Consider the following 25,850-nt stretch of genomic DNA (forward strand, 5'->3'; position numbering starts at 1 on the left):
ATTATAATAAGAGAGATCTTTTAGCATTAAAAGTAAAAGTAGCAGAACTTATAGCATATGGAGATTTGCATAATTGATGATCTGGCTAATATCCATTAAAAATATTGAATTTTTACAATCAAAAAGCTTAATATAGTATTATAAATTTTATTAACTTTACTTCACAGATTTGTAATAATTAGATCCTTACCTCACTGTCTAATTATATATTTAATATATCAATTAAATTAATTCTCCTTTTATGAATTCATACTCCCAAAAGGCAGAGCCTAAAAAGGCTGGCATTGATAGTCAGAATAAAGACAATCAAACTTTTCAATTAAAAGATAATAGAGGAACAGCTTCTAAATTTAACAATACACAAAGTAGTATTGATACAAGTTCTAGAGTACTGCAAAAGAAAGAAAAAGTGGAAGCTATATCTAATGCACCGATACAACGTATGGAAAATAATACAGGATTACCTGATCAACTAAAATCAGGTATTGAAAGTTTATCGGGAATGGATATGAGTGATACACGTGTACATTATAATTCTTCAGCACCAGCACAATTACAAGCACATGCATTTGCACAAGGAAATAATATCCATATTGCGCCAGGGCAAGAACAACATTTGCCTCATGAAGCTTGGCACGTAGTACAACAAAAGCAAGGACGTGTTAAAGCTACAAAGCAACTAAAAGGAAAAACAGCGATAAATGATGATGCAGGTTTAGAAAAAGAAGCAGATATTATGGGGGCAAAAGCAATGCAAGGAGGAAATGGAGAAGTTACTTCTTTAAAGAAAATTTCGGCTCATGGACCGGTGCAAAGAAAAATAGGATTTGAATTCGAAGATAGTTCTTGGGAGGTATATGAAGGCATACCACAAGTTCAAGATCAAGTGGCAGAAGATGAAGTAGAACAAGATCAAAACGCTATAGTGAAAACTCGAATAATGGATAAGGATGAGGCGGAATGGCCAGCTTTTGTAAAGGCTTATATGGATGAAGTACCTAAGTTTAAAGCATTACGAGAAGAGGTATTATTAGAAACTTTTGATACCGCTCAAGAAGCTCATGATCTTATAACAGAAGCAATTGAAACATCGGATGATAAATTGTCTTTTTATCAGAAGTATACGACCATTTTCCGAATGAATTCTGAAGCGCATGATGAATTTAAAACATCTCAAGAGATGGATGATGAGTCTGGAATAAAAGACTATTTACAGAGTATTTTAACTAATTCTGTAAATGTTGGTGATTATAATTTCCCTTTAACACCAGATGGAGATATAGTGGTATTTCCTAGTATGGGGAAAGAAGAAGATGAAAATCATATTGATAAAACTATGGTTGATCACGGAGTAAGAGCAGCTCCAAAAGTATGGCGCATTCACGGGGGAACACATTATTCCTTAGAAACCGATGGGCCATATAAAAATGGAAAAATGGATATAGAATTGGTAACCAAACCTTTTGAGATGACAGATGCAGGATATGCAACTATGGTAAGCACATTTACAGAAATTGAACGCGATGTGATTCGTATATTAAGGCGATTTGGAGGGCAAAAGAATGCTGCGGAAGGACAATTTGTTACTCCAGCAGATCATGGTTTTGAAAATAGGAATGCGTATTTAGCTGCTGGTCAGGCAACTACTGCGTTTAAAATGCAGGTTACGCATGGAGTAAATTTAGCAGATTTACCAACGTTAATGAAATATTTTGGAGCAAAACAAGACGATGAAACGCATGCAGAAACAAAGAAACGAAAGAATGCACGTAAATTAGGTTTTGGATTTGAAGATACAAATGATGATTTGGCTGTTATCATTGGAAGATCTCCAGTTTTAGCCAAAGGAGCAATAGCGTCTTTAAAGAATGATCATATTTTTGAGCAAGATGCAGACACCAAAGCTCTGGAAGGTTTCATTTCATACATGCTTATGTATATTCAAGGATTATCTAGAACTTCATATAAAGGAATTAAGTTGGCTTTGCCGTTTTTATCGCGTTTTTCAATAGATACCTTATTTGCAAAATTACCAGATGAGCAAAAAAATCCATTACAGCAAGCAAATGGTATGAGAGCTTTAGTAAAAGCAATTGATAGTGTAATGCCAAGTGATATTGTAAAGAATGGAGTAGATGAAGATGGACAACGAGTAGAACGTTCTATGATGTATTTAGGTGATTCGTATGTTAACAAAGTGGTAAAACCAGAGCGAGCTCAGTTCTACAAACATGTTAGGCAAATGACTGTACGAGAGTGGGTAGAAGGTATTTGTAATGGAGTAGACTTTTTAACTAAAGAAGGTATTCTTACCTATTTTCAGAATAAACAGACTGATGTATCAGGTTACGAAAAAGCATTTAAAATATTCTTAAGAGGACATGCAGATACCTCAAATGTTGTTCAAGAGGATGGTAACGTTCAGGACAATCTATTAGCAGTCATGGAAAACAGATTTATCAACCCGAAAGAATTGGGCGGTCCTATTACGTTTGAAGTAGTGAGAAGTTCTGCAAAAAGTTATTTTAAATTTATTAAAGCTGTAAACGCATTACAAGGAGCTTACAGTACACATAAGTTTAGAAAAGTAAATAATCTTTAAAAGATGATTGCTATTTAAAATTATAAGTTCTGCTTTGTAAAATAAGTTATTTTTAAAGGTTTCAAGGAAAATCAGTATCTTTATTTCTAATCAAACTTCCTTTTTATCATGAGTGTTTACCAAAGTAGATTTGAGAATAATAAAGTTAAAGAATTTAATAATAGAACGGTTCAAACAGCTCAATTGAAAGATAATAGAACTGTTTCACAGAAATACAGTGGATTACAAACTAGTTTAGATCATAGTGCTAAGGTAATACAGCAAAAAGAAAAAGCTGATGCCATTTCAAATAGTACAGTACAACGTGTTGAAAATAATACAGGTTTACCTGATCAATTAAAATCAGGTATTGAAAGCTTATCAGGTTTTGATATGAGTGATACGCGTGTGCATTATAATTCCTCAGCACCTGCACAACTACAAGCACATGCTTTTGCACAAGGAAATAATATTCATATTGCACCAGGGCAAGAGCAACATCTACCGCATGAAGCTTGGCATGTAGTACAACAAAAACAAGGGCGTGTTAATGCAACCAAACAGTTAAAAGGGAAAACCGCTATTAATGATGATGCAGGCTTAGAGAGAGAAGCAGATATTATGGGAGCTCGAGCAATGCAAGGAGCAACAGGAGAGGTGACGTCTTTAAAGAGTGTTGCTGCAAGTGGTCCTGTTCAACGAAAGATAGGGTTTGAATTTGAAGAAAATTCTTGGGAGGTATATGAAGGAATTCAACAACCTCAAGAAGTTGAACAACCTCAAGGACAACAAATAGTAGAAGAAAATCAAGAAGAACAGCAGGCAGATGAAGTAAAAAAGGTTAGAATTTCTGGTAAACAACAAGAGGAATGGCCTGAGTTTGTTCAAGCTTACATGAGTAAAGTGTCTAAGTTTGCATCTTTAAGAGATAGAATTAAAGGAAACACATTTGATACATTACCTGAAGCATTAAAATTCATTGCAGATACCATAGATGCTGCTGAAGATAAATTAGTTTTTTATGAAAAATATACTTCAATTTTCCAAGAGAATGCAGAAGCTCATGATCAGTTTAAATCACTTGCACATTTAGATGAAAGTGCTGGAATAAAAGATTATTTATTTCACATATTAAAAAATTCTGTAAACGTTGGAGACTACTATTTTCCTCTAACAGAAGATGGACAAATAGCTGTTTTCCCAAGTATGCTTCAACAAGATGATCCTAATCATATCGATAAAAGCATGGTTAATCATGGAGTAAAAGCAGCTCCTAAAGTTTGGAATATCCATCAAGGAACAAATTATTCTTTAGAGACTGATGGTCCTTACAATAATGGAAAAATGGATATAGAAATAGTGACTAAACCTTTTCCAATGACCAATGCAGGCTATAACACTATGATAGCTACTTATAGAGCTATTGAACAAACTGTTATTAGTAAACTAAGATTATATGGGGGTAAAAAGAATGCTAATGAAGGAGAGTTTGTAACTCCTGCTCAACATGGGTTTGACAATCAAAATGCTTTTTTAGCAGGAGGAAGAGGGACACCTACTTTTAAAATGCAGGTAACTCACGGAGTTAATCTTGCAGATATTCCTACTTTAATGAAATATTTTGGAGCAGCAGAAGATAATGAAGGACATTTTGATAAAGGAAGACGAAAAAATGCGAGAAAATTGGTTTATGGTACAGAAAATCCAAGGAAAACAGAATCTACGCATCTTAAGAGATCACCTTCATTAGCAAAGCAAGCCATAGCATCTCTTAAAGAAGATCATATTTTTGACGCAGATGCCGATACAAAAGCTCTTGAAGGTTTTATTGCGTATATGTTAATGTATATCCAAGGATTAGCCAATACACCTTTAAAAGGAATCAAAGAGTTTATACCATTTCTTTCTCGATTTTCAATGGATACACTTTTTGAAAAATTGCCAGATGCTCAGAAAAATCCATTAAAAGTCCAAGCAGGGAAGTTAGCATTGGTTAAAGCCATAGATAAGGTAATACCTAAGGATACGTTAAAAAATGAAGTTCCAGACGAAGATGGACAACGTGTAAATCGTCCTATGATGCGAGTTCGTCCTTATCAGGCACAAGTAGGAAATCCTGAAAAAGTACAATTCTATAAACATATCAGACAGATGACGGTTAAAGATTGGGTGTTGGGTATTTGTGATGGAGTTGATTTCTTAACAAAAGAGGGAATTATGCAGTATTTTCATGATAGAGACATCGATGCCAGTAGGTATGAAAAAGCATTTAAAATTTTCGTTAGAGGACACGCTGATACTTCTAATGTAGTTCAAGCAGAGAATCAGCAAGAAAATCTTTTAGCTGTTATGGAAAATAGATTTATCAAACCACAAGGTCATGAAGATGGAATGACGTTTGAAGCTGTTAGAAGTGCGGCAAAAGGCTATTTTAAGTTTATTCAAGCAGTGAATAACTTAAATGGTGCATATAGTAGGCATAGCTTTAAAAAGATAAATCATATGGATTAATATGATCTGTTAATTAATAGGTGTTATTCACCATCGTTTAATTCACACTTACATTTATATGCGTTTATAGCACCCTTTATAATTTTATATACCGCTTGAATTAAAAGTAATATAGCATAAAAGCTGATACCATGTTTCCAATGAATTTCTATATTGGGAACATCAGCTTTATATACTTCTTCAATACCAATAACAATTAGACCAATAGAAATAAACAGTTTAACATATGGGTTTTCTAATATATTAGAGATATGGGACATTACTTTTTTCATACTCATACAGTAGTTCAGGGGTTTTTCTAGTGTAAAAATAGAAGTAATACGATTTACAACTAAAAATTTTGCACATCTTAATTGTTTAAAGAAAATAATTCAACCAATTTATACGGAGTTTTTCATCACAAATCGTATAAGAAGGTATATTGTCTCAATGCATTTACTTCTATATATAATTACAAAATTATCATTTATAAATTATATATCAATAAAGTCTAAGAAATATCCACATCTTCCTCACCAGCGTTGTCAAAAGATATAGAGCCTAACCACAGGCACTTACATGTGCTACCATCATCTAAAGCATTCATGTTATTGATAAAAACGTCTGCAATTCCAGGTGTCCAAGGTGTTACGGTACAAGGCACACATGGCGCTGTTGTAGTCGCTCCACTAGAGGATGCAATAACCGATGAAACTGTAGGATTTGTGGTAGATGAACATTCACCAAATGATAAAATATTAACCAAAGGTATATAATCATTAATAGTTGCTGACGGCATACTGTCTGAATTAACCATATTGGTAGGTAGTACAGTAAACGTAGATGATGCTGAACCAAAAGAGCACGAAATAGATGCTCCACTACATGCAAGATTTGCCATAAGTATATTTTTAATTAAAGGTTTTATTTGATTTTTGATATTCTCTTTTAATTCCAGTCATAATATTTTTATAACTGATCTTCTTTTCTCCTCTTTTTGCAGCTTTTATAGCGCAGTATCGAAGTACATTAATCATTTCTCCACCAGAAAGTTCATGGTTTTTAGCAATTTCATCTAGTACAGTTTCTCCTTCATCAATTTCAAAGTTTTGGGTAAGCATATTTGTCCATAAAATCTTACGTTCTTTATATTTTGGTTTTGCAAAATGAATGGTATTTTGAAAACGTCTTAAAAAAGCTTCATCAATATTAGTTTGCAAGTTAGTAGCTAAAATTACCAGTCCATCAAAACTTTCAATTCGTTGTAATAGATAAGCCACTTCTTGATTGGCATGTCTATCGTTAGAGGAATTTGTTTCTGTACGCTTACTGAATAAGGCGTCGGCTTCATCAAAAAATAAAATCCAATCTTTAGAAGCCGCTTTATCAAATAATTGTCCAAGATTTTTTTCTGTTTCTCCAATGTACTTAGAAACAATCATAGATAAATCTATTCTAAAAACAGGGGCATTAATTGATTTTCCTAACAACGTTGCTGCTAATGTTTTTCCTGTACCCGGTGGGCCATAAAATAAAACACGATAACCAGGTTTTAAGTTTTTATTTAATTCCCAATCACGTAAAATTAAATTGCTATGTTTTAGCCATTCTTTTACTTCTTCTAATTGATTTTTAGCTCCAATTTCTAAAACTAAATCGTTCCAATTTAATTTTGTAGTAATTTCTTCTGCTGGAAACTTTGAGTTATACTTTGGTACATGTTTTCGATGTGTTATAAATAAACTTAAAAACTCGTCAGATAACAAAAGAGGTTCATTAAGAAGTATAGGGTGTATATTAGCCTTTAAAATGCCTTCTTTATACAACATATTATTCTCATAAATTATACGCATAAAATGCATGCGTATATCAATATTATCAGCTCCTCCTAATAAAAAACAAACTGTTTCTAAGGTAGGAATAAAACCATTTTGCTTTTCTTCTTTAATTCCTCCAAATTCAGAAAAATTACTATCTATAGATTTGTTTTTTAACAGAAATAGATCCAAACTTTGTGGCTTTACATAGCGTGCTAACGCCATAATTAAGATAAGCCTTTCTTCAAATTTCAGATTGTGTTTTTTTAGGATTTGAGCATAACCAGTGTGATCGTTTTCCTCTATCTGTGGAGGATCAATTTCTAAAACACTATGGTATGGAGTTTCATTTTTAAAATATAAAGCCAAACCAACATCAATGATAGTTTCTAACCAATTGATGTCTTGCTGAAGCGTACGTGTTGTTTTTGTTATTGTCTCCATATAGTCTCCAATAATTTTTCCATCCAATTTAATTTTAACTGTCTAATGTTCCATGGAATATGATCTAAAAGCATATCAAATGATTTTTGTTCTACTACAAGAACAAACTTTTTCTCTTCTTCGATAATACTTCCAGGTCTTTCAAGAAAAGACATTCTTAATCCTTCTACTGATGTATTTCCTAAAGTACTCCATTCTTGAATAACAGCTTGTAACATACTATCTATTAAGTTTTGTTCCTCTTCAGTTAATGGAATCTCAGGTCCTAAAGGCTCATAAATATCAACACCACATATTATTTTATTTAATAAAAGTAAATGCTCACCTGGGTCTGTTTTTCCTGTTACAGCGTATTGTAACGCATACATCCCTTTTTGCTTGCTAACATCATTTTTAAATTCTCTGTTTTCTGTTAGGTCCATTCGAGAGAATAACATTGGAATGTACGGGCCTAAAATTATCATTCCAGCATTTTCAATATAAGCAGCACCTTCCATTGAACGCTCTTTTGTAGAAGTTAATCTTCTAAAGTCTTTATTTTCTTCTTTTTCAATGGTCGTACTTTTCTCTAATAATAGATGAAGTTCTGTTGTTATTTTTTCTGAAATAGTATTGTTGTTTAGTGTAGCTTTTTCAACTAAGCCGATTAAATTTAGTGTTGTATCATTTAAAGAGGATAAACTAGTGAAGATTAAAAGACTCCAATCTTCAATTGACCAATTTTTAGTTTCATCTAAAGCAATTTTTAATAACACTTTATTGATAAAGAATTTCCAAAGCGATTGATATTTAAGAACAGAAATATGCTTTTTAAAATTAGTAAAAATTTCAAAAATAGTAGTCAATTTTGATTGATCAGCTACAGAAAAAAGAGAGGTTAAAAGTAGTTTTTGTTGTTGGCTAGTTACCTGTTCGGTGAGCAATTCTCTGAAAGATCTGCGTTTTAAATGAAAGTAAAGTTCACTAGGTTGCTGTTCGTGAATTAGTTTAAATATTGAAATTATTTCATCAGTCTTTGAGTCGAATTGAATTGATTTCCAAAAATTTATGTTTTCTAATTTTGATAATTGAGAGCTGTATTGATTTTCAGGTTTTGGGATTTGTGTAATTAATATTTCTTTTAACTGAGCATTAATTTCAGAACCTGTTTTTTGATCTACAACTCTAACATATAATAACTGATAAAAATCTGTTGTAGAAATATTGAATGTTTTTGAGACCTGTTCAATAAGAAACTCAACTAATATATGTAATTCAACGTTTTGATTTTTTTGTAGAAATATAAAGAGTATATAGTTTAAGGTTTTATTATACGTACTTGAAATAGACCTTGTTCCAAAAATATCTTTGTGTAATACTAATTCGAAAATCTTCTTTGTTGCAATTATCTTTTTACTTTTTGAAGGGTATATATGTTCAACAAACATTTCAAAACTAGCATCAGTAAAAATTTCAAAAACTATTTTTTGACTTGATGATTTTACAAACCATTTTGTGAATTTTTCGGGTCTAAAATGTAAAACCTGATTGATGTTTTGTTGTAATTCTTTTACATTTAACTTTTTGTTCCACCAAGGTAAAGTTCCTTTTAGAAGAAAGTATTCCACAGTATCCAAAGCATGTTGAAGCGTTATATTTTCTTCAGTTGTATTTTTCTTCTGATTTTCTGTTAGAGTTTTTAAAGCAAGAATAATAAATTGAGGGACACTAAAAGCCGATTTTTTATCGATCAGTTTAAGAGCTATTTCCTTTAATGATGTTTGGTGTTTTTTAGCAAATACAGTCAGTACATCCTTAATACTTTGATATAAATTTTTGTTACTTCGGTTAAAGACTAGCTGTTTAATAGTTAAGATTAGTTCTTTGTAAGCATATTCTGAAATGATACTATCATTTTGGATGTTAGCGTTACTGCTTTCTTTAGGAATTAGATTTTCTGTTTCAGTTTTTTTACCTGAATAAGATTGTTGTACTACAATTAATATATCACTGGCTTTTTTATCTAACTTTAAAACGTTTTTTATGGTGATTAATTCCGAGATGATTAGATAAATATTTTCTCCTTTTTGTTGCAATTCATCTAATCGCTGTTGTAACCAGACTAAAAGTACATTACTATTTATACTCTTATTTTTAGCGTATGTTTCTAAAAAAGAAGTTAGTACTTTATAAGTAGCAATTTGGTAATATTGCTCGTAGAGTTCTTTCTCAAAATCTTCAAAAGCTATATTGTTTTTTTCCTTTACATACGGATATAATTTTGTAATATATTTTTTAGAGTTGATTGCATTTGTATTGTGGTTAACTTGTTTTTTATCAGGCTTATGATCGGTTAATTCTTGGGTAAAAGAAAGTACAATTTCATTTGATATTAATGTTGGGTTTTGACCATAGAGAATTAATATTTCAATAAAAGTAGCATCAAATACAAAGGATTGTAAAGTTTGATTTAAAAATTCTTGAATTGCACTAACAGTTTTATTTTTTACGGCAATAAAAGTTTGTAATATAATACTGTTTACTTTTGCTATAAGTTGTTGAAGTGTATTTGATGGTTGGGAAAAATTGGTTGAAATCCGATCTAATTCAGCAACAAAAGTTACCGTATTTTGAATAATTGTATTTGTACTTTTTTTAATGAAAAAATCGAGTATATCTTTCCCAAAAAATTGAGTAAATATTTCAATGTTATTTTCATCTTGTTGAATAAATGAAAAGAAAATAGTTTCGAACTGACTTGGGTTTTCTTTAAGTAAAGTATGGAGTTCTCTTTTAAAATGTTGTAAAGAAGTAAAGTCACTATCAGTAGGTAAACTTTTATAAGTAAGAAAGTAAGAAAATGTCTCAAAAAAATTAGAGATAGGCTTTGTTTTTACAATATCATTAAAAGTCAGTTCTTCTTGTAATTGAAAAATAATCTTTTCAAAATTAGCTCCTTTACTGATATTCTTTTTTTGAATTCCCGAAGCAATTTTACGAAGTAAAACGGTATACGACATATTGTACTTAGCCGCTACTTTTCTAACCAAATACTTTAAAAAACTCTTTTGGTTTGTGTAACCGGTGACTTCCGTAAAAATATATGCCAATATAATTTCCCAAACGGCATTTCTAAAGTAACTCTGATGAGTTTCAACTAAATGATGTTTTTTTTGATAATCAACAATTGTTCTTCTTGATTGATTGATAAAAATGCCTTCTTCATTTTTTATAGCAATAACCAATTCTTCTAAGGGAGGATCTTGTAATTGTGATATTAATCGCCTTCTAATACTTTCTTTTTTTCCTTCTTTTTTTAAAGCAGTAATTAAAATTTCACGATCTTCTTTTAGAGCTTCAGATAATAGGACGATTGGGTTTTGCGAAGAAGGAACATCCCATTGTAAATATCCATTTCTAAGAAAAAATAAAAAACGATCTGCATATGTTTTATGGATAAATTGTCGTTTTCCTTGTAATAGAGTTCCGCTATAAATATTCTTTTTTAAGAAATTAGAAAAAGCTTCTTCTATTTTATATCCTAATTCACGATCAAAATTTGAAGCTGAAATGGTACCCAAATCCAAAACAATTTCATCGTATTGATCTAAATATTTAGGAGAATGGAAAGTATCCATTACGCTAAGTAATATATTTTGAATAGTGTGTTCTTGAAGTTGACTTACTCTAGATTGATACGCATAACTTTTAGAAGCATCGTCTAACTCAATATGATACTGTTGACTTTTTATGATATGTGTTTGATCATTTTTCAACCTTCAGTATTTAACTTTTGTAATACAGTAATCAGCTCGTAGGCATATTCATTAATTTCTTCTTTAACAGAGTCTTCTGGATTTTGAATTTGCAGGAGTTTTAACCACTTGAAATAATAAGTTTCAAAAACTTGTATGTCGTTATAATAGGGCCAATAGATATCCGACCTAATATGAATTGGAATTTCTTCATACACTGTGTTTTCAAAGAATTTCTGAAAGTTTTCATTTTGAAAACGAACTGGCCAAGAAGGAAGAATAAAACTCATTCGGAATGAGAAGAAACTTTCATCTATAGGTTCTAATCCATAGTAGACATAACATGTAGTAATTGATTCTACAGCTTCCTTTTCAAGTTGATTTCCTATGTTTTTTAATTTTTGAATTTCTTGTTCAAGTAATTCTTTGGTTATAAAATCATTTCTAGAAACCGCAATTGTTCTCCCATCAATAGACTGTATTGAAAGTCTGTACGCCCCTGTAATCGTTTCAGTTTTGAAAGTTAGTTCGTCGGAAATTAATCCATTAATCAATAGGTCAAGAAGTTCATCTCGATTGGCAAAAGTTGTTTTTTCAGAATGCGTGAGAATAATAGACAAAGAATCATCTAGTAGAGATAAATCCGTTTCAAAACCAAAATGATTTTCAAAATATGAAGGAAGTAACAGAACATGTTCTAAAGCGAAGAAACCTTCACTCTCTTGACTTACTTCAGTAAGAAATTCAACGGTTTTTTCTATGGTTTCTACAGCCGCTACTTTAGTGCTAACAATATGTGCAACATTAGACTTTGTAGTTTCTCCTTTAAATAAAATGTAATATAATTCTTCTTCGACATTTTCTTTAATTGTATAGTTACTAACAGCTATACCATCTTTTAAAACTTCATTTAAAAGTGTTTCCTCTGTACCTGCATAATGCATGGTTTCAAAAAGGTTTTCTTGATCTTCACTATTTTTAACTAAATATGAAATTTCATCAATTTCAATAAACTCAATAGGCGTTTCTATAGTAATTTCATGAAAAACAATATCAATTTCTTCTTGTTTTGGATGAATATTAATCCCAGAGTTTGTTATAATTTCTGAAAGTGATGTAATATGTGTATGGTTTATAGCCGTAAGAACAGCTATTTTTTTGAATATTCCAGATAACGTTATAACAATAGTATCTTCATCAATAACTTCACTATTGATATAATTAAAAGACTTTGCTCTATTGTAGCTTATAGTGTCGTATTCACTAATAAAATCTTGTTTAATAGTCAATAAATCACTTTTAAAACTTTCATTAGGAATAGTTCCATTATAACTATTCTTATTAATTTTAGTTAAAGAGTATAACTGAAAAGCTTCATTATAACGTGCTAATAATTGATCTGCAATTTTATGTAAACGTTCAGAAGCATGATTATCAAAGAATAAGTTTAAATCGTTGGTAACAATGTTCCAATATCTAGTAGTTTCTTCAGTGCTAAAGGTTGTATTTACAGGTTCAATTAATTCAATAATTTCTTCTACATCAGGCAAACTATTGGTAAAATAAGAGGTGCTTACATTCCCATGAACATCATATAAACTATAAATATTTGATAGTTGAGCCAAAAAGTTAACTATAATTTGATCAAAAGGTAATAAGTATGCTTTTAGTTGTTTGGTTTGAGCTTGTCGTAATGGTGTTGCGCTACTACTAATTCCACGATCACCAATACCATAAATTTCAGGTAATTGTTTACGAATTGGAAAATGATAATTGATATCTAAATTCCTCCCAGTAGGAATAGGAATGTTATTTTCTGAGTTTGATGCAGCTTTAAACTTACTAGCCGTTAAAGCTTGAATAAAAGAAAGTTGCTTTTTTGTTTCTTGTAAATCAGGCAAAAAAGTAATCCCAGAATTTTCAAAAACTAGTTTCTTGTTTGATGTAGGAAAAGTAACTCTTACTGTAGTGTTTTTAGGAACTGTAAAATGATCTTTTATAGATATAGTTTTATGTGTAGTTTCATCATAATAGTTCAATGAAAAGTAATTGATATTTACTATTCCTGGAAGTGTAGCAACAGCTTTAATTACTTCGGAAATATTTACGATACTCAAAGGCTCTTTTAAACTTTCATCTTTAATAAATCCGTTTGATAAATTAGGGCCGTTAAAAATTTCATTAGTAGATAAACCTTCCTCTTGTAATTGTGCTAAGGAATGATAACTTATTTCAGGAGCTAAATGATTATTTACACAGTGTAAAATAGTAGCCAAAGCCTCTTCCGCATCAACAGTATCAGATAAAACAATTTCACACTCTATGTTAAGAAGTAATGGCCTGTAAATTTCAATTGCATATAATTCTTCACAAAGATTTCTGTTTTGATGATAAATTTTAATGATGTCATTTATGATCTTTTCATTTTCATTTTCTTCTATAACTTTATTGGTGTGGTATTCACTTTTCTCTACATATACATGTAGAAGCCCTTTAATGTTATTCAGTTCTTTATCGTAATTATCGACAGGATAGATCCAAATATTTTTTACATTCTGAATTTGATCAATCCAAATTTTTCGATAATCATTAAACGTAATAGGACTTGTAGTTAAGATGTCAGAAGCTGTGAAAAAACCATTATCTCCAGAAACTAAGGGTTCTTTTTTGGAAGAATGTAAAAGATCTTCTACAGGCAAATTTGCTTTGTATGCTACTTCTGTAATAGCATAAGATATATTTTCGAGTAAGGTTATACCAGGATCGTGTTCATTATAGTCAGTCCATACATCACCACAAAGCTTTTGGAGAATTTCCAAAGCTTCTTTATGTAATTCTTCATAAAGACTAGAACCTTTTTTCTTTTTAGAAATGTATCCTTTGTTATTCATAAAATAGTTAGGCTACTATTTAAATAGTTCATTCATTTGATTGTCCCACAGTTTAGTGATATGATATTTAATTTCAATATCATCGCCATAATTTGATCTTGTTTTTAACTGTAGTTTGTAATTATAAGTAGTGCCTGTAAATCGGATAGCTATTTTATTCCAAAACCAACCGTAATGTGCTTGTGTTTTTCGAATTCTATGGTGTGATTTACCGAATGTACTTACTGCATGTGCGTGTAATAATGCATGCCTACCTGTTTTTTCTTTACCCACTTGAGCCATAATTTCAAAAGCAACACAACCATCTAAATTGAAGAGGATATCATGCCATTGTCCATCAGCGGGTACAGTATCTATTTTATAAGTTCCTACTCGTGTATTGGTACCTAAAGTTCCATTAACTTCTAGGGTAGTCTTAGGTTTACGAGTTCCAATACCAACCTCTCCAGTTTTTTGAAAAGCAATTACGTTATTATGTTCTTTTTCTGTGATTGGAGCTATAATTGAAAGTGATTTATCATCCTGCTGATTTAAATCGATACTCCATTGTGGTATGTCATCTTCAACATTTTGATAAAAACTCATCACACGATTCGATTCTTTTCCTTCAGGAGAAAGAATTAAACCATCTTCTTCGGTTTTAGAAATCCCGTCATCTACTTTGTTTACCATAGAATCAATTAGACTGAAGAAATTACTTTCTTTAGGTCTAGCACCAGCAGTAAAAAGTACTTTAAGGCTCTGTCTGTTTAATAACTTAATTTTCAATGTTTCTATATTTTGTTGAATGGTTATTCTATATTAAAATTTAAAATAGTATCGATCTTTTTCTCTTTAACCGTGGTAACTTTTGGTTTTACTTCTTGAGTAATAACTGTTGTTGAAACTGTATTCTCCTCTTCAGGAAAATCATCGTCATCATCAGCAATAATGTAGTCGACACCTATTCTGAAATTCTGGCTTTCTATTTCTTCAATAGTTTCATCTTCTAAAATTGATGAAGTGTATATGTTGTGTTTTAATTTAGGAACTAACATAGACCATGGTAATGTAGGTCGTATCTCTTGATTTTCCTCATAAACTTTTAAAGAAAAATCGTCAATCCCTTTTCTTATGATATGTTCAATCTCTAATTTTTTAATCGATTGAATATAGGAGAGGTTTTCTAAGTATGTTTTTAACGTTCGTGGGACAATACTACCTCCAATTCCAACTGTTTTTTCTTTATTTTTATTGGAAACAGGACATAAGTATTCATTCAATTCAGTATTCAATTGCTCTATGTAATATCCACCTTGATCTTCCAGGTCAAATTGCACTACGCAAGTTACCAATAACCATTCTGGTGTTGGATTTTGAACATTAATTTTAATGAATGAATTGGATTTGGTTTTTATAAATTGTTGAATGACTAATAATTCATTAGTATTGAAATAGTGATGATTATCATATTGCCATTGTTGCGATAAAATAACTAAAGTAACTTTACCCGCTTGTGGTTTAAACTTGTTGTTTTTATTGGTGCATTTTACTGCAGCAATTTCATGGAATTGTTGTAAAATTAGATGTTCATAGTCCCATATGGTTAGTGCCCTATCTTTATGGCGTATTCTTTCACTAACTTCTGTGTAAAATAATTCAGGAACAGTTGGTGTTTTTCCACCGAAAGAAGATTGTGGCTGAACCACCTTTTTTATGTCAGCTATTTTCTTTCCAAGTTTGGTAATATTACCACCTTCAATTTTCTTTCCAATTACATTTTCATCTTCATTAGTACAAACTACAACTACAGCATTAGTGTAAATTCCATTAAATGTTGGGTATTTGTAAGCATCATGTAAAGCCACAAATCGAAGTTCAAAATTATCCTTGTTCATTTCATCAGAAAGACGAGGAATTAAGATTTCAATAATTCCTGAAGAACTTAATTGATGGGTACTATCCGAAATGATATTCTTTTTAGGTAGTGTAACCCAACGATCTACTTTTTTATATTCAACTACGAGATTGTTTGCTTTTTCAAAGTTAGTTGGAGTAGTATTATTTAAATCAAAGAATAAAGAAATTGAATTCTCAGAAGCTACTTTTTTTAATTTTAAATATAAATACCCTTCACCTTCAAAATCAGTAACTAATGTGTTCTTATATACTTTACTATCAGCAACGATTTGTTCTTTTCCGAAAGGGGTAATATGAATATAGTCACCTTTTAAAGAACTAGCATTACCGTCATAAGCATTATTAAAATAAATAACATCTTTAGCAGTATAGTTTAGTGTAATTCCTTTAATTTTTGGCGAAAAAGGGGTATTAGGTAATGGTAATTCTGTGTTGTTTTTAGCATTGTAAGTAGCTATTCTAGTATACTCTTTTTGATATAGATCTTTTCCAAATGCATATTCTGGTGTGGAAAATGAAAGTTTTAAAAAGCCACTATTTGTATGAATATTATAGGGAATTGGATCGGTTAATTTATAGTTACGTGTTAATTGATATTTTCCTAAATTATTTAATTTAATATTAGTTTTAGTCGTTAGCTTTACTTCATTATATCCTTCTGGAGTAATTACATTTTGGGTTTTGAATAGTGAAAACTCTTCCCTGTCTTTCTTTTCTAAAGGAAACCAATAACCATCTGATAAAGCAGAAACAGCTGCATTAAAAGAGTTGTTATTGAATACTTGAGAATACGATTCATAATAGGAGTCGAAACCACCAAAATCTGAAGGAAGATTATCCCATGCAATATTAATATCGATCTCAGTAATTTCTTTTTGGTACAATTCACTTTTACCGATGAGTAAAGTATCCCCAATCTTAGGAGCTGGGCTAAATGCATAAAAGGGTTTAGCTAAAGCAACTTTCCCCATTGTATTGTACACAGATAAATCTTTGATACCATTTACTTGAACATCTATAGTAAGCATTTCTAGTTGTAAGCCTTTAAAAAATGAGTAGGCATAAATTGGAGCAAGTTCAGAAAGTTCTACTTTAAGCATTGGCCATAGATACTCTTTTTCTATAGTAGAAGAAGTAACTGCAGGCATAGAATTACCTAACTCCAGAATAATGCTAAATGTATTTAAGATTTGATCAAATTGTACATAATATCGATGTACATCGATCCACTTTTCTTTACTAGTGTAGGAAATATTAAAAGCTTCTTCAAAAACATCATTAAAAATAACATCTAATGGTAATCCTTGATTAGTTACCATTTCATGTAATAATTTCCAAAATGTTTGTTCAGAAGAGTCTTTTTCTAGGAAAAAACTAATTTTTATTTCTCGTTCTCCCTCGCCAAGAAATAAAACTTGTGATCCAATAATAAACCCAATATCAGCAGTATTTTTAGGCGAAACTTCAGAGTCTATAATTGAGTTTTCGTCTGCTCCAAATAAACCTTTATTATCCGTTAGTTGTTGTTTACCATTACTAATAAATGTATGCTGTAAAATATTAGCAATTGTAGGATCTTTTGTTCCTATTTTAATAAAGTTACTTTTGTTAGCATATAAGTTTTGTAAACTATCTATTACAACAGGAGAGGCAAGAAGCGGTTTTGTTGTTTCGAGAACAATATTCTTTTTACTATCAAATAACTTCCCGGCTAAAACAGGTGTGTTTTCAGGAATTAAAACTCCTTTAGATTTAGGAGATAATTCAAAACAAACTATTGTTTGTGTAGGAATTCCTTTATTAGGGGTTTGCTGTAGTATGTTTTTATAATAAAAATCCAAATGTTTTTGAGCAATGGCATTAATTTGTGTTTGAATCTTATTAAATAAGATGGCAAACGTAATATACATTGCATTATTTGGCATATGATTTTGTTTAGAAAAAACAGTTTTATGTAAATACTTTCGCGTAAAGTTTTGAATGTATACAATCATTTTTCTGAAAGTATGGGCTGTTTCCTCTAAATTGAATTCGCTATTTGTAAGGCTATTAGTGTAGTTTTTTAAGGAATTAATAAAAGGAGTTTCTATAAACTCTTCTTGTCGTACTGACTCAAGAAATTCTTCTAAGGCAACTTTTTTGTCCCATAGTACTTCTAACAGCACGTTGCTTATTTTATTAGCAATTGTGGTTTCATTGAAATGGAGTAGGGTATGGTACCATTGCTCTATTTTTTGATACCAGTTTAATAAAGTGATAGCAATTTCTTCTGCAATTTTATCCTCAAAACGTAAACTATCTATAGGTTCTTTAATAATTCCTATGATATAAATTACAGGATCTTGTTCTATTAAACTTCTCCAATTTCCATCAATAATATTTTCAGTGGTATAAAAATTAATATGTTCTGCATAGGAAACAACATAAGCCAAGAGATCTTCAAATGATCGATCGTCTATCTCAAAATCTGGATTAAGGAGTTTGTGATTGATTCTTTGCTGTTGTATAGTCCCTTTTCTTCTTTTCATCATCTGTAATCTAAGCTAAAAACTATCTATTGTTTATTTTTTGCTTTATGAAGCGCTAGTAAATCTGCGAAATTAGTAGGTTGCTTAACTGGTCTTTTATATAATTCTGGTATATCAGTTCCTTCAATTTTATAATATGGGAAAACCAAGTTAAAGCGTGTGTTTGTTGAGGGAATTTTATAATCTAAGTTGATTTTGATTACTCCATCTAAATACTGAGATTCATCAACATAAACTTTTATTAATTTTATTCTGGGTTCAAATCTTAAAATAGCAGTTCGAATCATTTCAGTAATTAAATGAATCCGAGAGTTTGATATAGATTCAAACAAATAGGTATAAATATCACAACCATATCTTGGAGTCATAATTCGTTCTCCGATTTTGGTGTTTAATAAAATCTTTAACGATTGCTGAATATCTTTCTCATTGGAAACCATTTCTACTCCTAAAGAACTTTCTTTATGAAAAGTAGGAGGAAAGCTCCATCCTGTTCCTAAAAACAAATTATGTTTTTTTACATCTTCTACTTTAAATTTCATATTTAATTGAGATTTACTGTTGATCCACTAATACTTGTTGTACCACTACTACTAACATCTGTGCTACTACTTCCACTAAGTGTTAATGATTGTGATGCCGAACCAGAAAGGGAAGCCGAACTACTAATAGTAATATCATCACTATCTGATTTTATAGATACTGATGCACCTTCTATGCTGACAGCATCTGAAGCTTTAAGTGTCATTGCTGAAGCACTTTGGATCGTAATTCCGTCACTATTCATTAAAATTTGATTGCTATTTTGATCTGTGATGGTAATAGCTTCATCTTGATCACTTAATACAATAGTATTTCCGTTTGGAGTAAGCATAGTCATGACAATATTTTCATCATCAAACTGCACTTGAAGTTGACTTCTGGTCACAAGAGCTTTAAGATTATTATCGCTATCAGCAGGAATAACAGTTGAAGCAGGAGGTAAGGCACTACTGTACATGCTTCCTAAAACTATTGGATAAGCTGGATTACCGTCTATAAAACCTAAAATAACTTCATCATTTACTTCAGGAAAAAAGTACGCTCCGAAAGAATTGCTAGCATAGAATGATGCTAAACGCGCCCATACAAATTCTGTGGTATCATTTAACATTGGAATTTCTACTTGTACTCTATATTCTCCTCCATCTTCATCATACACATCTTGTACTATACCAACTTGAAGTCCTTTTACATCAATTAATGTTTCTTTAATTTCAGGTTCAGAAGGGGCTGATTTAACCTTTTGATCATGAAATTCTGGTAGTACTCCAATTTGAACTTCAGTAATCCATTTACCACCACTTAAACTATGATGTACGCTAGATACATAAGCATCACCATTAAACGAATCTCCTAATCCTGTTAACGATATTAGTGTATTTGGTTTTACCTCTGCAGATCCTGGAAATGTAATGCTTCCACGGAATTTAGACATGCGTAAGCGTAATAATAAAGCATCGGATGTTTCTTGAGTTTCTTCTTGCGTAAAAGGAACAGAGGTAAATATGGTTTCATCAGTATCAGTTACTGCTTCTAAGTCAGACTCTGAAGTATCTCCTTGTTCATTTGCGGTAGGCTCGCTGGCTTCTGAACTTACAGTTTCTTGATCCGAAAGTGACCAAGAATTATACGTAATTGAATTGAGTTGTTCTGTAGCTTCAAGTTCAATATCCATTTCCATAATATCTCTACCATATTCGAGTTCTAAAACGGCTTCACTATCTACTGAAATTTCACTAATAGTTAATGTTCCACTATCCGTCACAACCGCCATACCATTTCGTTGTGCTCTACTTACAATAAAATCCCAATCTGAAGCTTGATACTGAATAATCTTTTCTTTAGTTACACTAGTAGCAGTAATACTTGCATCTACACCTGTATTATCTACAATTTGCTGAATTGCATCACTATCTAAGGAATCAGAAAGTACAACTTGACTTTTACTTTTTACAAGAGAAACAAGCGTATCTTTACATGTGATTTGAAAAGTAGTTCCAGAATCATCTACTTTAATGGATTGTTTGGTTACCTCACCAGAAAATATGGTGGTAGTATCGTTGGCATATCCTAAAGAAATTTCAATGGTGTTTCCTATTTCAAAAGTTGAAGCATCTGCAATTTCAAACATTTGAGTGGATGGATTACCATCTCTAACTGTAATTTGTGCTTGAGCTATGGTGTCAATTTCTTGTGTAATACTCACACTCATAACTCCATAAGAATCTGGAATTGCATCACCTTCAGAGGTAATGGTAAATGAAACTAAATTGTTTCCACTGATGATTGGTGAACTTGCCATAACTACAATTACTTTAAAGGAGGTAGGTATAATTTTGTACCTGGACTTAAATCTCTAAAATTTAAAATATTATTGTAAGCAGCTACTTCAGTATAATAATTACTGTCACCATAAATTTGATAGCAAATTAAAGGCAAAGTATCTCCTTCTTTTATTTCTATATAGTGAGTTAAATCGGGTGATTGATTATCTGCTTCTGTAGCAATGTCATCTGCTGAAATAGAACTTTCAAAAGCTACACTTAATTTTGCTCGTAACGGCGTACCGTCACTTTGAAATAAAGTATAAGAAATATTGAGAGAGATCAATTTACATTTAAAAACTAATGTTCCCCAAGAAAGAATTAAATAGTTAGGTTCGTGAATACTACCATTATAGGTAAAACAGGTACTTTTAAACTCATCGATTTGATCTGAAACAGAAGTTGATGAAGATAATAAACTACTTAAACTACTCGTGCTTATTGCTCCAGTAGCATCAAAATAAATATCAAAAGACACCTTTTCTGGAGGTGTTCCTTTATACCAAGTAGAAGTACCTGGTGAACCTACAGGTTGAAATTTATTGTACTCAATAGTGTGTTCATGTGTATATGAAGCAGGATTGATTTGTACAGTACAACTATCGCCTGTTTCGCTTGAAAACTCATTATCTGAGTAAGCGGTAATGGTCATTAATTCTTTCGACATTTATCGTTCTTTAAGTTTTTGTAATTGCCTTTTTACTTCTTTTTTACAAAGACTGGCTATAGTTTCTCTAATAGTATTTGTATCTAAAACTTCAGATTTTGGAGCCATAGATTCCTCAACTTTCACCTTAATAATTAATTCTCTTATTTCTATAGGCATGATTTAAATTACTAATGAATAATCGTAAGATAACTCTAAACTTTCTATAAGAATTTCATTCTTCATAGAATCTAAAGGAGAAAACTCCCATTTTACCGGCCAGGCATTTATAAAACTCCAGTTTTTTATAGGAAAACTATCTTCATCTAAAAGACTGAGAATAACGGTTTGCGTTATAATTGTTGACGATAAACCTCCACCAATTGTAGCCTCACACCATAAGGATAATAAAGAAATACTAGAAGTAACTCCACGTTTTAAAACTAAATTTTGATATTTAGCACCTGTAGGAACTCTATGTTTAAAGCGATTTTCACCACCCTCTGCAATTTCTTCTACACCCATTTCCATAGACATACCCGATACCTCTTTAAAAGAAGTATCGGCTAAGCCTAATTCTAAGGGAAATGTAAGTCTAAAATAAAAACCTGGTAATGGGTAATCACTCATAAATTTTAGCTATTTGCAATAGTTAATCCTTCATGAGCTAATTCTAAAGTTTCTACAGCCACTTCATTAGCTTCAGACTTTAAATCTGTACCAGTAATTTTTGTTGGCCAAGCATTAGTTAATGTCCAAGTCATTGTAGGTGAACCTGATTCATCTAATAACTTGATAACCACGGTTTCTCTTTTAATGGTATTCATTTTAATAGCATCATACCATTTCCAGAAATTATTATCTTTTACAAAGACTCCTTTTTTTAGTGTTACGTTACCAAATTTAGCTAATCCAGGCATCTTAATTGTGCTGAACGTTTTACTATCTCCGTGTCTGTATTCTACCACTTGTGTTTCGGTATCTAAACCAGAAACTTCTTGAAAAGACGCTGTGTTATCTTGAGAGCCTAAACTAACTGTGAAATAAAATTTAGTTAGTGGCCAAACTGAGCCTTGTTTTGATCCATCATCTGCCATGATTCAATATTTTTAAATTATTTAATTATTTTTTGTTGTGAACTTTACGTTTTTTAACCTTTTTGCATTTCTTGTTGGAATGTAATTTCAATGAATTCAGCTGGATGAGAAACAGCTACTTTTACAGCAACAATCATTCTTCCATTTAGAATATCATCTCCGGTCATTGTACTACCTAACCCAACAGTTACAGAAAAAGCATCTGCAGGTTTTGGTCCTACTAATCCTCCTTGGTTCCATAATCCTAAAAGGAAATTAGAAATCATACTTTTTACTGAAACCCAAGTTTTAGCATCGTTAGGAGCAAATACATAGGCACTAGCAGCTTCTTTTACTGATTGTTCTATGTAAATTAAAGTTCTTCTTACATTAATATATCTCCAGTCATTAGAGTTTCCATCTAGGGTTCTTGCTCCCCAAACTAATACTCCTTTTCCAGGGAATGAACGTATTGCACACACAGACTTTCCATCTAAAGGCATGTTTAAATCTTCCTGTGCTTTTAAATCGATTTTAATAGATGGAGCAATTACACCTTGTACACCAACATTAGCAGGTGCTACCCAAACTCCTTCATTATTATCTACAGTAGTATAAATACCAGCCATCGCAGCACTAGGAGTCATTAAGTTTAAATGCTCTAGCATGTGCTTTAATAAAAGCTTATATGAAGAACTTAAGTTTTTAAGTACAGCGTCTGCTTTATCTCTGGTAATACCATCTGCTCCTGGTTTAGCAGCAAATAAGGCATTGATATATTTTACAATAGGATTCGGAGAACTATTTCCTGTTTTAGGATCTACTACATTTGGAAATTCAGCATTTAACATCGCTTTTACTGTAGTGTAACTTCCTTGTGCAATATTGTTGTAAGAAATATCGGTTAATTGATTTACAGTAGTATGTAACCAAGGATAATATACCGCAGCATAACTGTTAAACTTAGGCAAAGTTGGTTCAACTGCATTTCTAAAAGCTTCTACGCTGGTAGTACCTACCAATGGCTCAGAATATCCACCAGGTACATCAAGTAAAGCAACTCTTGTTGCTAATGCTCCACAGTGATTAATTAATTGTCCTTGTAATGTATAACATAAAGCATACTTTTTAGCTAATTCAGTTTCAGTAGGATCCATTAATTCTACTGAGTCTGGAATAACAATCATGGTAGGCTCAGTTTCTTTTTCTAATACTGTTAAGGCATCTGTAAAAGGATCAGTAGATGTTAATCCAGTTAAAGAATAATCATAAGCTCCTGTAGATACTACATAACAAGTACCACCACCATTTTCGTAGAAAAATTTGATAGCACTGTATAGTCTATAGTTTACAGTACTAGTTGCTAAACCATAACCGTTAGCACCGATATAGAAATCAGGTGTTACCGTACTTTTAGTATCAGCTTGCGGAGTAGCTTTAGCAGCATCTCCCTTCTTTTTTGAAGGATCTGTGGCAGCAGCGGCTTTAGGAGCTGGAGCATTAGCTGGTACTTGAGTTACATTAAATTGAATTTGAGGAGGTTTACTTCCAAAGATAGCATTAAACTCGGCTAGCGAAGTAATTCTTACAGCTTTGTTTACAAGGTCTTTACCATTGTAACTTGTGTTTCCCGTGTATCCTATAAATGCAGGAATCGCGGTTGGAACAGGCACAACAGCATTACCAAAAGCATCCAATTCTTGGATGTAAACTCCTGGTGTTTTCATTTCTGTTACTGACATTCTTCTTGTTTTTAAAGGTTAGACATAAATTATTGATTGAGAATAATAAGTATCCTCGTCATTTTTACTTTTGATTTTAATAGAGTTTGCGTTAGGAACAGGGATTTTTAAATCGTGTTCTATAAGCACATCAGAAAACTGATTCATATACTGTATCTTAAGAAGAGGATGCGCTTTAGTTTTTTGGTAGAACTTTAAAGGTTGTTCAGACACAAAAACATAAGATTCTCCATGTTCTTGAAATACTACTTTTTTTTCTGGAGGAGAATATGTTTCATTTCCTCCGCTATCAATGCTAATATTTTTAATTTCTATTTTTTTATATTCTGGAATTACAACAACATATTCTCTAAATGCAGCTCGAGCACTAAAATTTATATTCATTTTAGGTAAAGTATTCTCTTTAAGTGATTCTCGAATATTTCTCATATTTATATGTAAAATTCCTAGAGAATGTAGAGATGGCATTGTAGAGGTTGCATAAAATTTATTTTGCAAAATATTATTGATCCATAACTCATATTGTCCACTACCAAAAGCACTAAGATTAATTGGTATGGTACTTTCACCTTTTTGAGAAGTATAGTTGACAATATTTTGACTTTTATATTTTACAGCAATGGTGTTAGATTGTAGTTTATCAACTTTTAAATTAAATGATAAAGGTTGAATAGTGATTTTTGTTGTTGGTGATATAGAAATCTTTTCATTAAATCGATTGGTAATATCATCATTCGTAAAGTAATGGGTTACATGTTCATCCTTTAAATGTTCAATGTCTGAATAGTTATAGAAATAAGGATCAGTATTTTCTACATAGAAAAATAAATCTTCTGCATTATCCAATTCTTCCCATATTTCTTTTGTTTCTGGTACTTCAATGAAGCATTTGAATTCATTTTTGTCCTTTTGAAAACGAATGCGGTAGTTTTTTATGGTTTTTAAGGAGTCCTGTACAGGAATTAAATTAAAAACAGTACACTCTTGATTAGGAAAATAATCATGATTAAATAGTAAAGAAAACCAATGTTTGTAAGTTTTATTCATAGTTTTCTATTTTTTTTGAGCGCCAGCTCCTGAATTATTAATACCGCTTACTTGTTCTATGATACGACCTTTTTGAATACTGATCATACGAACTTTATATACCATTGAAGGAACATATTTAGCACCAATTCCACTCCAAACATGACTGAGTTCTTGGATAGGAACATTGTAGATTTGGAATATTAAACGTTCTACAGATTCGTCTAAATCAGGATGAGTACTTGGTGTAAAAACTTTGGTTGCTTGTAGTGTACCTATAACCGCAGAAAGCATTTTCAATGCTTCAATATAATTATCTGAATTATAATTTGCTGAAATTAATAAATACATATTCAGATATACAGGAGGATTCATTTTATTGAATGTTCCTCTTCCTGTGTTATGATATTCTTGAGTGTTTTTAACTGCTTTTTCTTGTTCAAGGTTAATAACAGAAAGAATAATTTTATTTTCTATGTTTTGTGTAATACTTCCATCTAGGTTAATAAGGCTACTCACCATTACAATATCTTCCGTAAGTCCGAAAGACATTTTTAGTTCTTTGTTTAGTAAGTCGCGAATAAATATTAATACCCTATCTAACATATAT

General features: G+C 31.4%; 18 protein-coding genes. 2 read left to right on the plus strand and 16 right to left on the minus strand.

The window, feature by feature from the left end; all coding sequences use genetic code 11:
• Positions 1-241 precede the first annotated feature (241 nt).
• Complete coding sequence (locus BVC87_RS13715) at positions 242-2,602, plus strand: eCIS core domain-containing protein (protein ID WP_075342963.1); 2,361 nt, start codon at positions 242-244, stop codon at positions 2,600-2,602.
• Positions 2,603-2,710: 108 nt separating this feature from the next.
• The gene (locus BVC87_RS23110) at positions 2,711-5,092 is read left to right on the plus strand and encodes an eCIS core domain-containing protein (RefSeq protein ID WP_083629472.1); all 2,382 of its coding nucleotides are present in this window, start codon (positions 2,711-2,713) and stop codon (positions 5,090-5,092) included.
• Positions 5,093-5,115: 23 nt separating this feature from the next.
• Here the strand turns inward: BVC87_RS23110 and BVC87_RS13725 are convergent, their stop codons facing one another.
• The 16 genes from BVC87_RS13725 to BVC87_RS13795 form a co-directional block, all read right to left on the minus strand.
• Positions 5,116-5,352: a hypothetical protein gene (locus BVC87_RS13725; protein WP_143569784.1), complete on the minus strand. Its 237-nt coding sequence runs from the start codon at positions 5,350-5,352 to the stop codon at positions 5,116-5,118.
• 230 nt (positions 5,353-5,582) lie between these two features.
• Positions 5,583-5,972, minus strand: coding sequence for a DUF4280 domain-containing protein (locus BVC87_RS13730; protein WP_075342965.1), 390 nt, complete (start codon positions 5,970-5,972; stop codon positions 5,583-5,585).
• Positions 5,973-5,982: 10 nt separating this feature from the next.
• Positions 5,983-7,332, minus strand: coding sequence for an AAA family ATPase (locus BVC87_RS13735; RefSeq protein WP_075343015.1), 1,350 nt, complete (start codon positions 7,330-7,332; stop codon positions 5,983-5,985).
• Positions 7,320-11,087, minus strand: a complete 3,768-nt coding sequence (locus BVC87_RS13740; RefSeq protein WP_075342966.1) for a contractile injection system tape measure protein — start codon at positions 11,085-11,087, stop codon at positions 7,320-7,322. Before BVC87_RS13740 ends, BVC87_RS13735 begins: the two co-directional genes overlap by 13 nt.
• The gene (locus tag BVC87_RS13745) at positions 11,084-13,957 is read right to left on the minus strand and encodes a hypothetical protein (RefSeq protein ID WP_075342967.1); all 2,874 of its coding nucleotides are present in this window, start codon (positions 13,955-13,957) and stop codon (positions 11,084-11,086) included. The genes BVC87_RS13740 and BVC87_RS13745 overlap by 4 nt, the downstream gene beginning before the upstream one ends.
• A 15-nt stretch (positions 13,958-13,972) precedes the next feature.
• Entirely contained in the window at positions 13,973-14,725 is a 753-nt protein-coding gene (locus BVC87_RS13750; RefSeq protein WP_083629476.1) for a hypothetical protein, read from the minus strand.
• A 23-nt stretch (positions 14,726-14,748) separates the two neighbouring features.
• A complete protein-coding gene (locus tag BVC87_RS13755; RefSeq protein WP_159439360.1) occupies positions 14,749-18,387 on the minus strand; it encodes a hypothetical protein in 3,639 nt (1,212 codons plus the stop codon).
• A gap of 23 nt (positions 18,388-18,410) precedes the next feature.
• On the minus strand, positions 18,411-18,926 hold the full coding sequence (locus tag BVC87_RS13760; RefSeq protein WP_075342969.1) for a GPW/gp25 family protein: 516 nt from the start codon (positions 18,924-18,926) through the stop codon (positions 18,411-18,413).
• A gap of 2 nt (positions 18,927-18,928) precedes the next feature.
• Complete coding sequence (vgrG, locus tag BVC87_RS13765) at positions 18,929-20,728, minus strand: type VI secretion system tip protein VgrG (RefSeq protein ID WP_075342970.1); 1,800 nt, start codon at positions 20,726-20,728, stop codon at positions 18,929-18,931.
• 8 nt (positions 20,729-20,736) lie between these two features.
• A complete protein-coding gene (locus tag BVC87_RS13770) occupies positions 20,737-21,417 on the minus strand; it encodes a CIS tube protein (protein WP_083629478.1) in 681 nt (226 codons plus the stop codon).
• Positions 21,418-21,576 (minus strand): DUF5908 family protein, encoded by a 159-nt coding sequence (locus tag BVC87_RS23425; RefSeq protein WP_159439361.1) that lies wholly within the window; start codon positions 21,574-21,576, stop codon positions 21,418-21,420.
• A 3-nt stretch (positions 21,577-21,579) separates the two neighbouring features.
• On the minus strand, positions 21,580-22,026 hold the full coding sequence (locus BVC87_RS13775; RefSeq protein ID WP_075342971.1) for a phage tail protein: 447 nt from the start codon (positions 22,024-22,026) through the stop codon (positions 21,580-21,582).
• Between the two features lie 5 nt (positions 22,027-22,031).
• Positions 22,032-22,493 (minus strand): phage tail protein, encoded by a 462-nt coding sequence (locus BVC87_RS13780; RefSeq protein ID WP_075342972.1) that lies wholly within the window; start codon positions 22,491-22,493, stop codon positions 22,032-22,034.
• A 53-nt stretch (positions 22,494-22,546) separates the two neighbouring features.
• Positions 22,547-24,214: a phage tail sheath family protein gene (locus BVC87_RS13785; RefSeq protein ID WP_075342973.1), complete on the minus strand. Its 1,668-nt coding sequence runs from the start codon at positions 24,212-24,214 to the stop codon at positions 22,547-22,549.
• Between the two features lie 18 nt (positions 24,215-24,232).
• Positions 24,233-25,261 (minus strand): hypothetical protein, encoded by a 1,029-nt coding sequence (locus BVC87_RS13790; RefSeq protein WP_075342974.1) that lies wholly within the window; start codon positions 25,259-25,261, stop codon positions 24,233-24,235.
• Positions 25,262-25,267: 6 nt separating this feature from the next.
• Positions 25,268-25,846, minus strand: coding sequence for a DUF4255 domain-containing protein (locus BVC87_RS13795; protein ID WP_075342975.1), 579 nt, complete (start codon positions 25,844-25,846; stop codon positions 25,268-25,270).
• Positions 25,847-25,850 lie beyond the last annotated feature (4 nt).

It is taken from the genome of Tenacibaculum agarivorans (assembly GCF_001936575.1).
GTDB lineage: Bacteria > Bacteroidota > Bacteroidia > Flavobacteriales > Flavobacteriaceae > Polaribacter > Polaribacter agarivorans.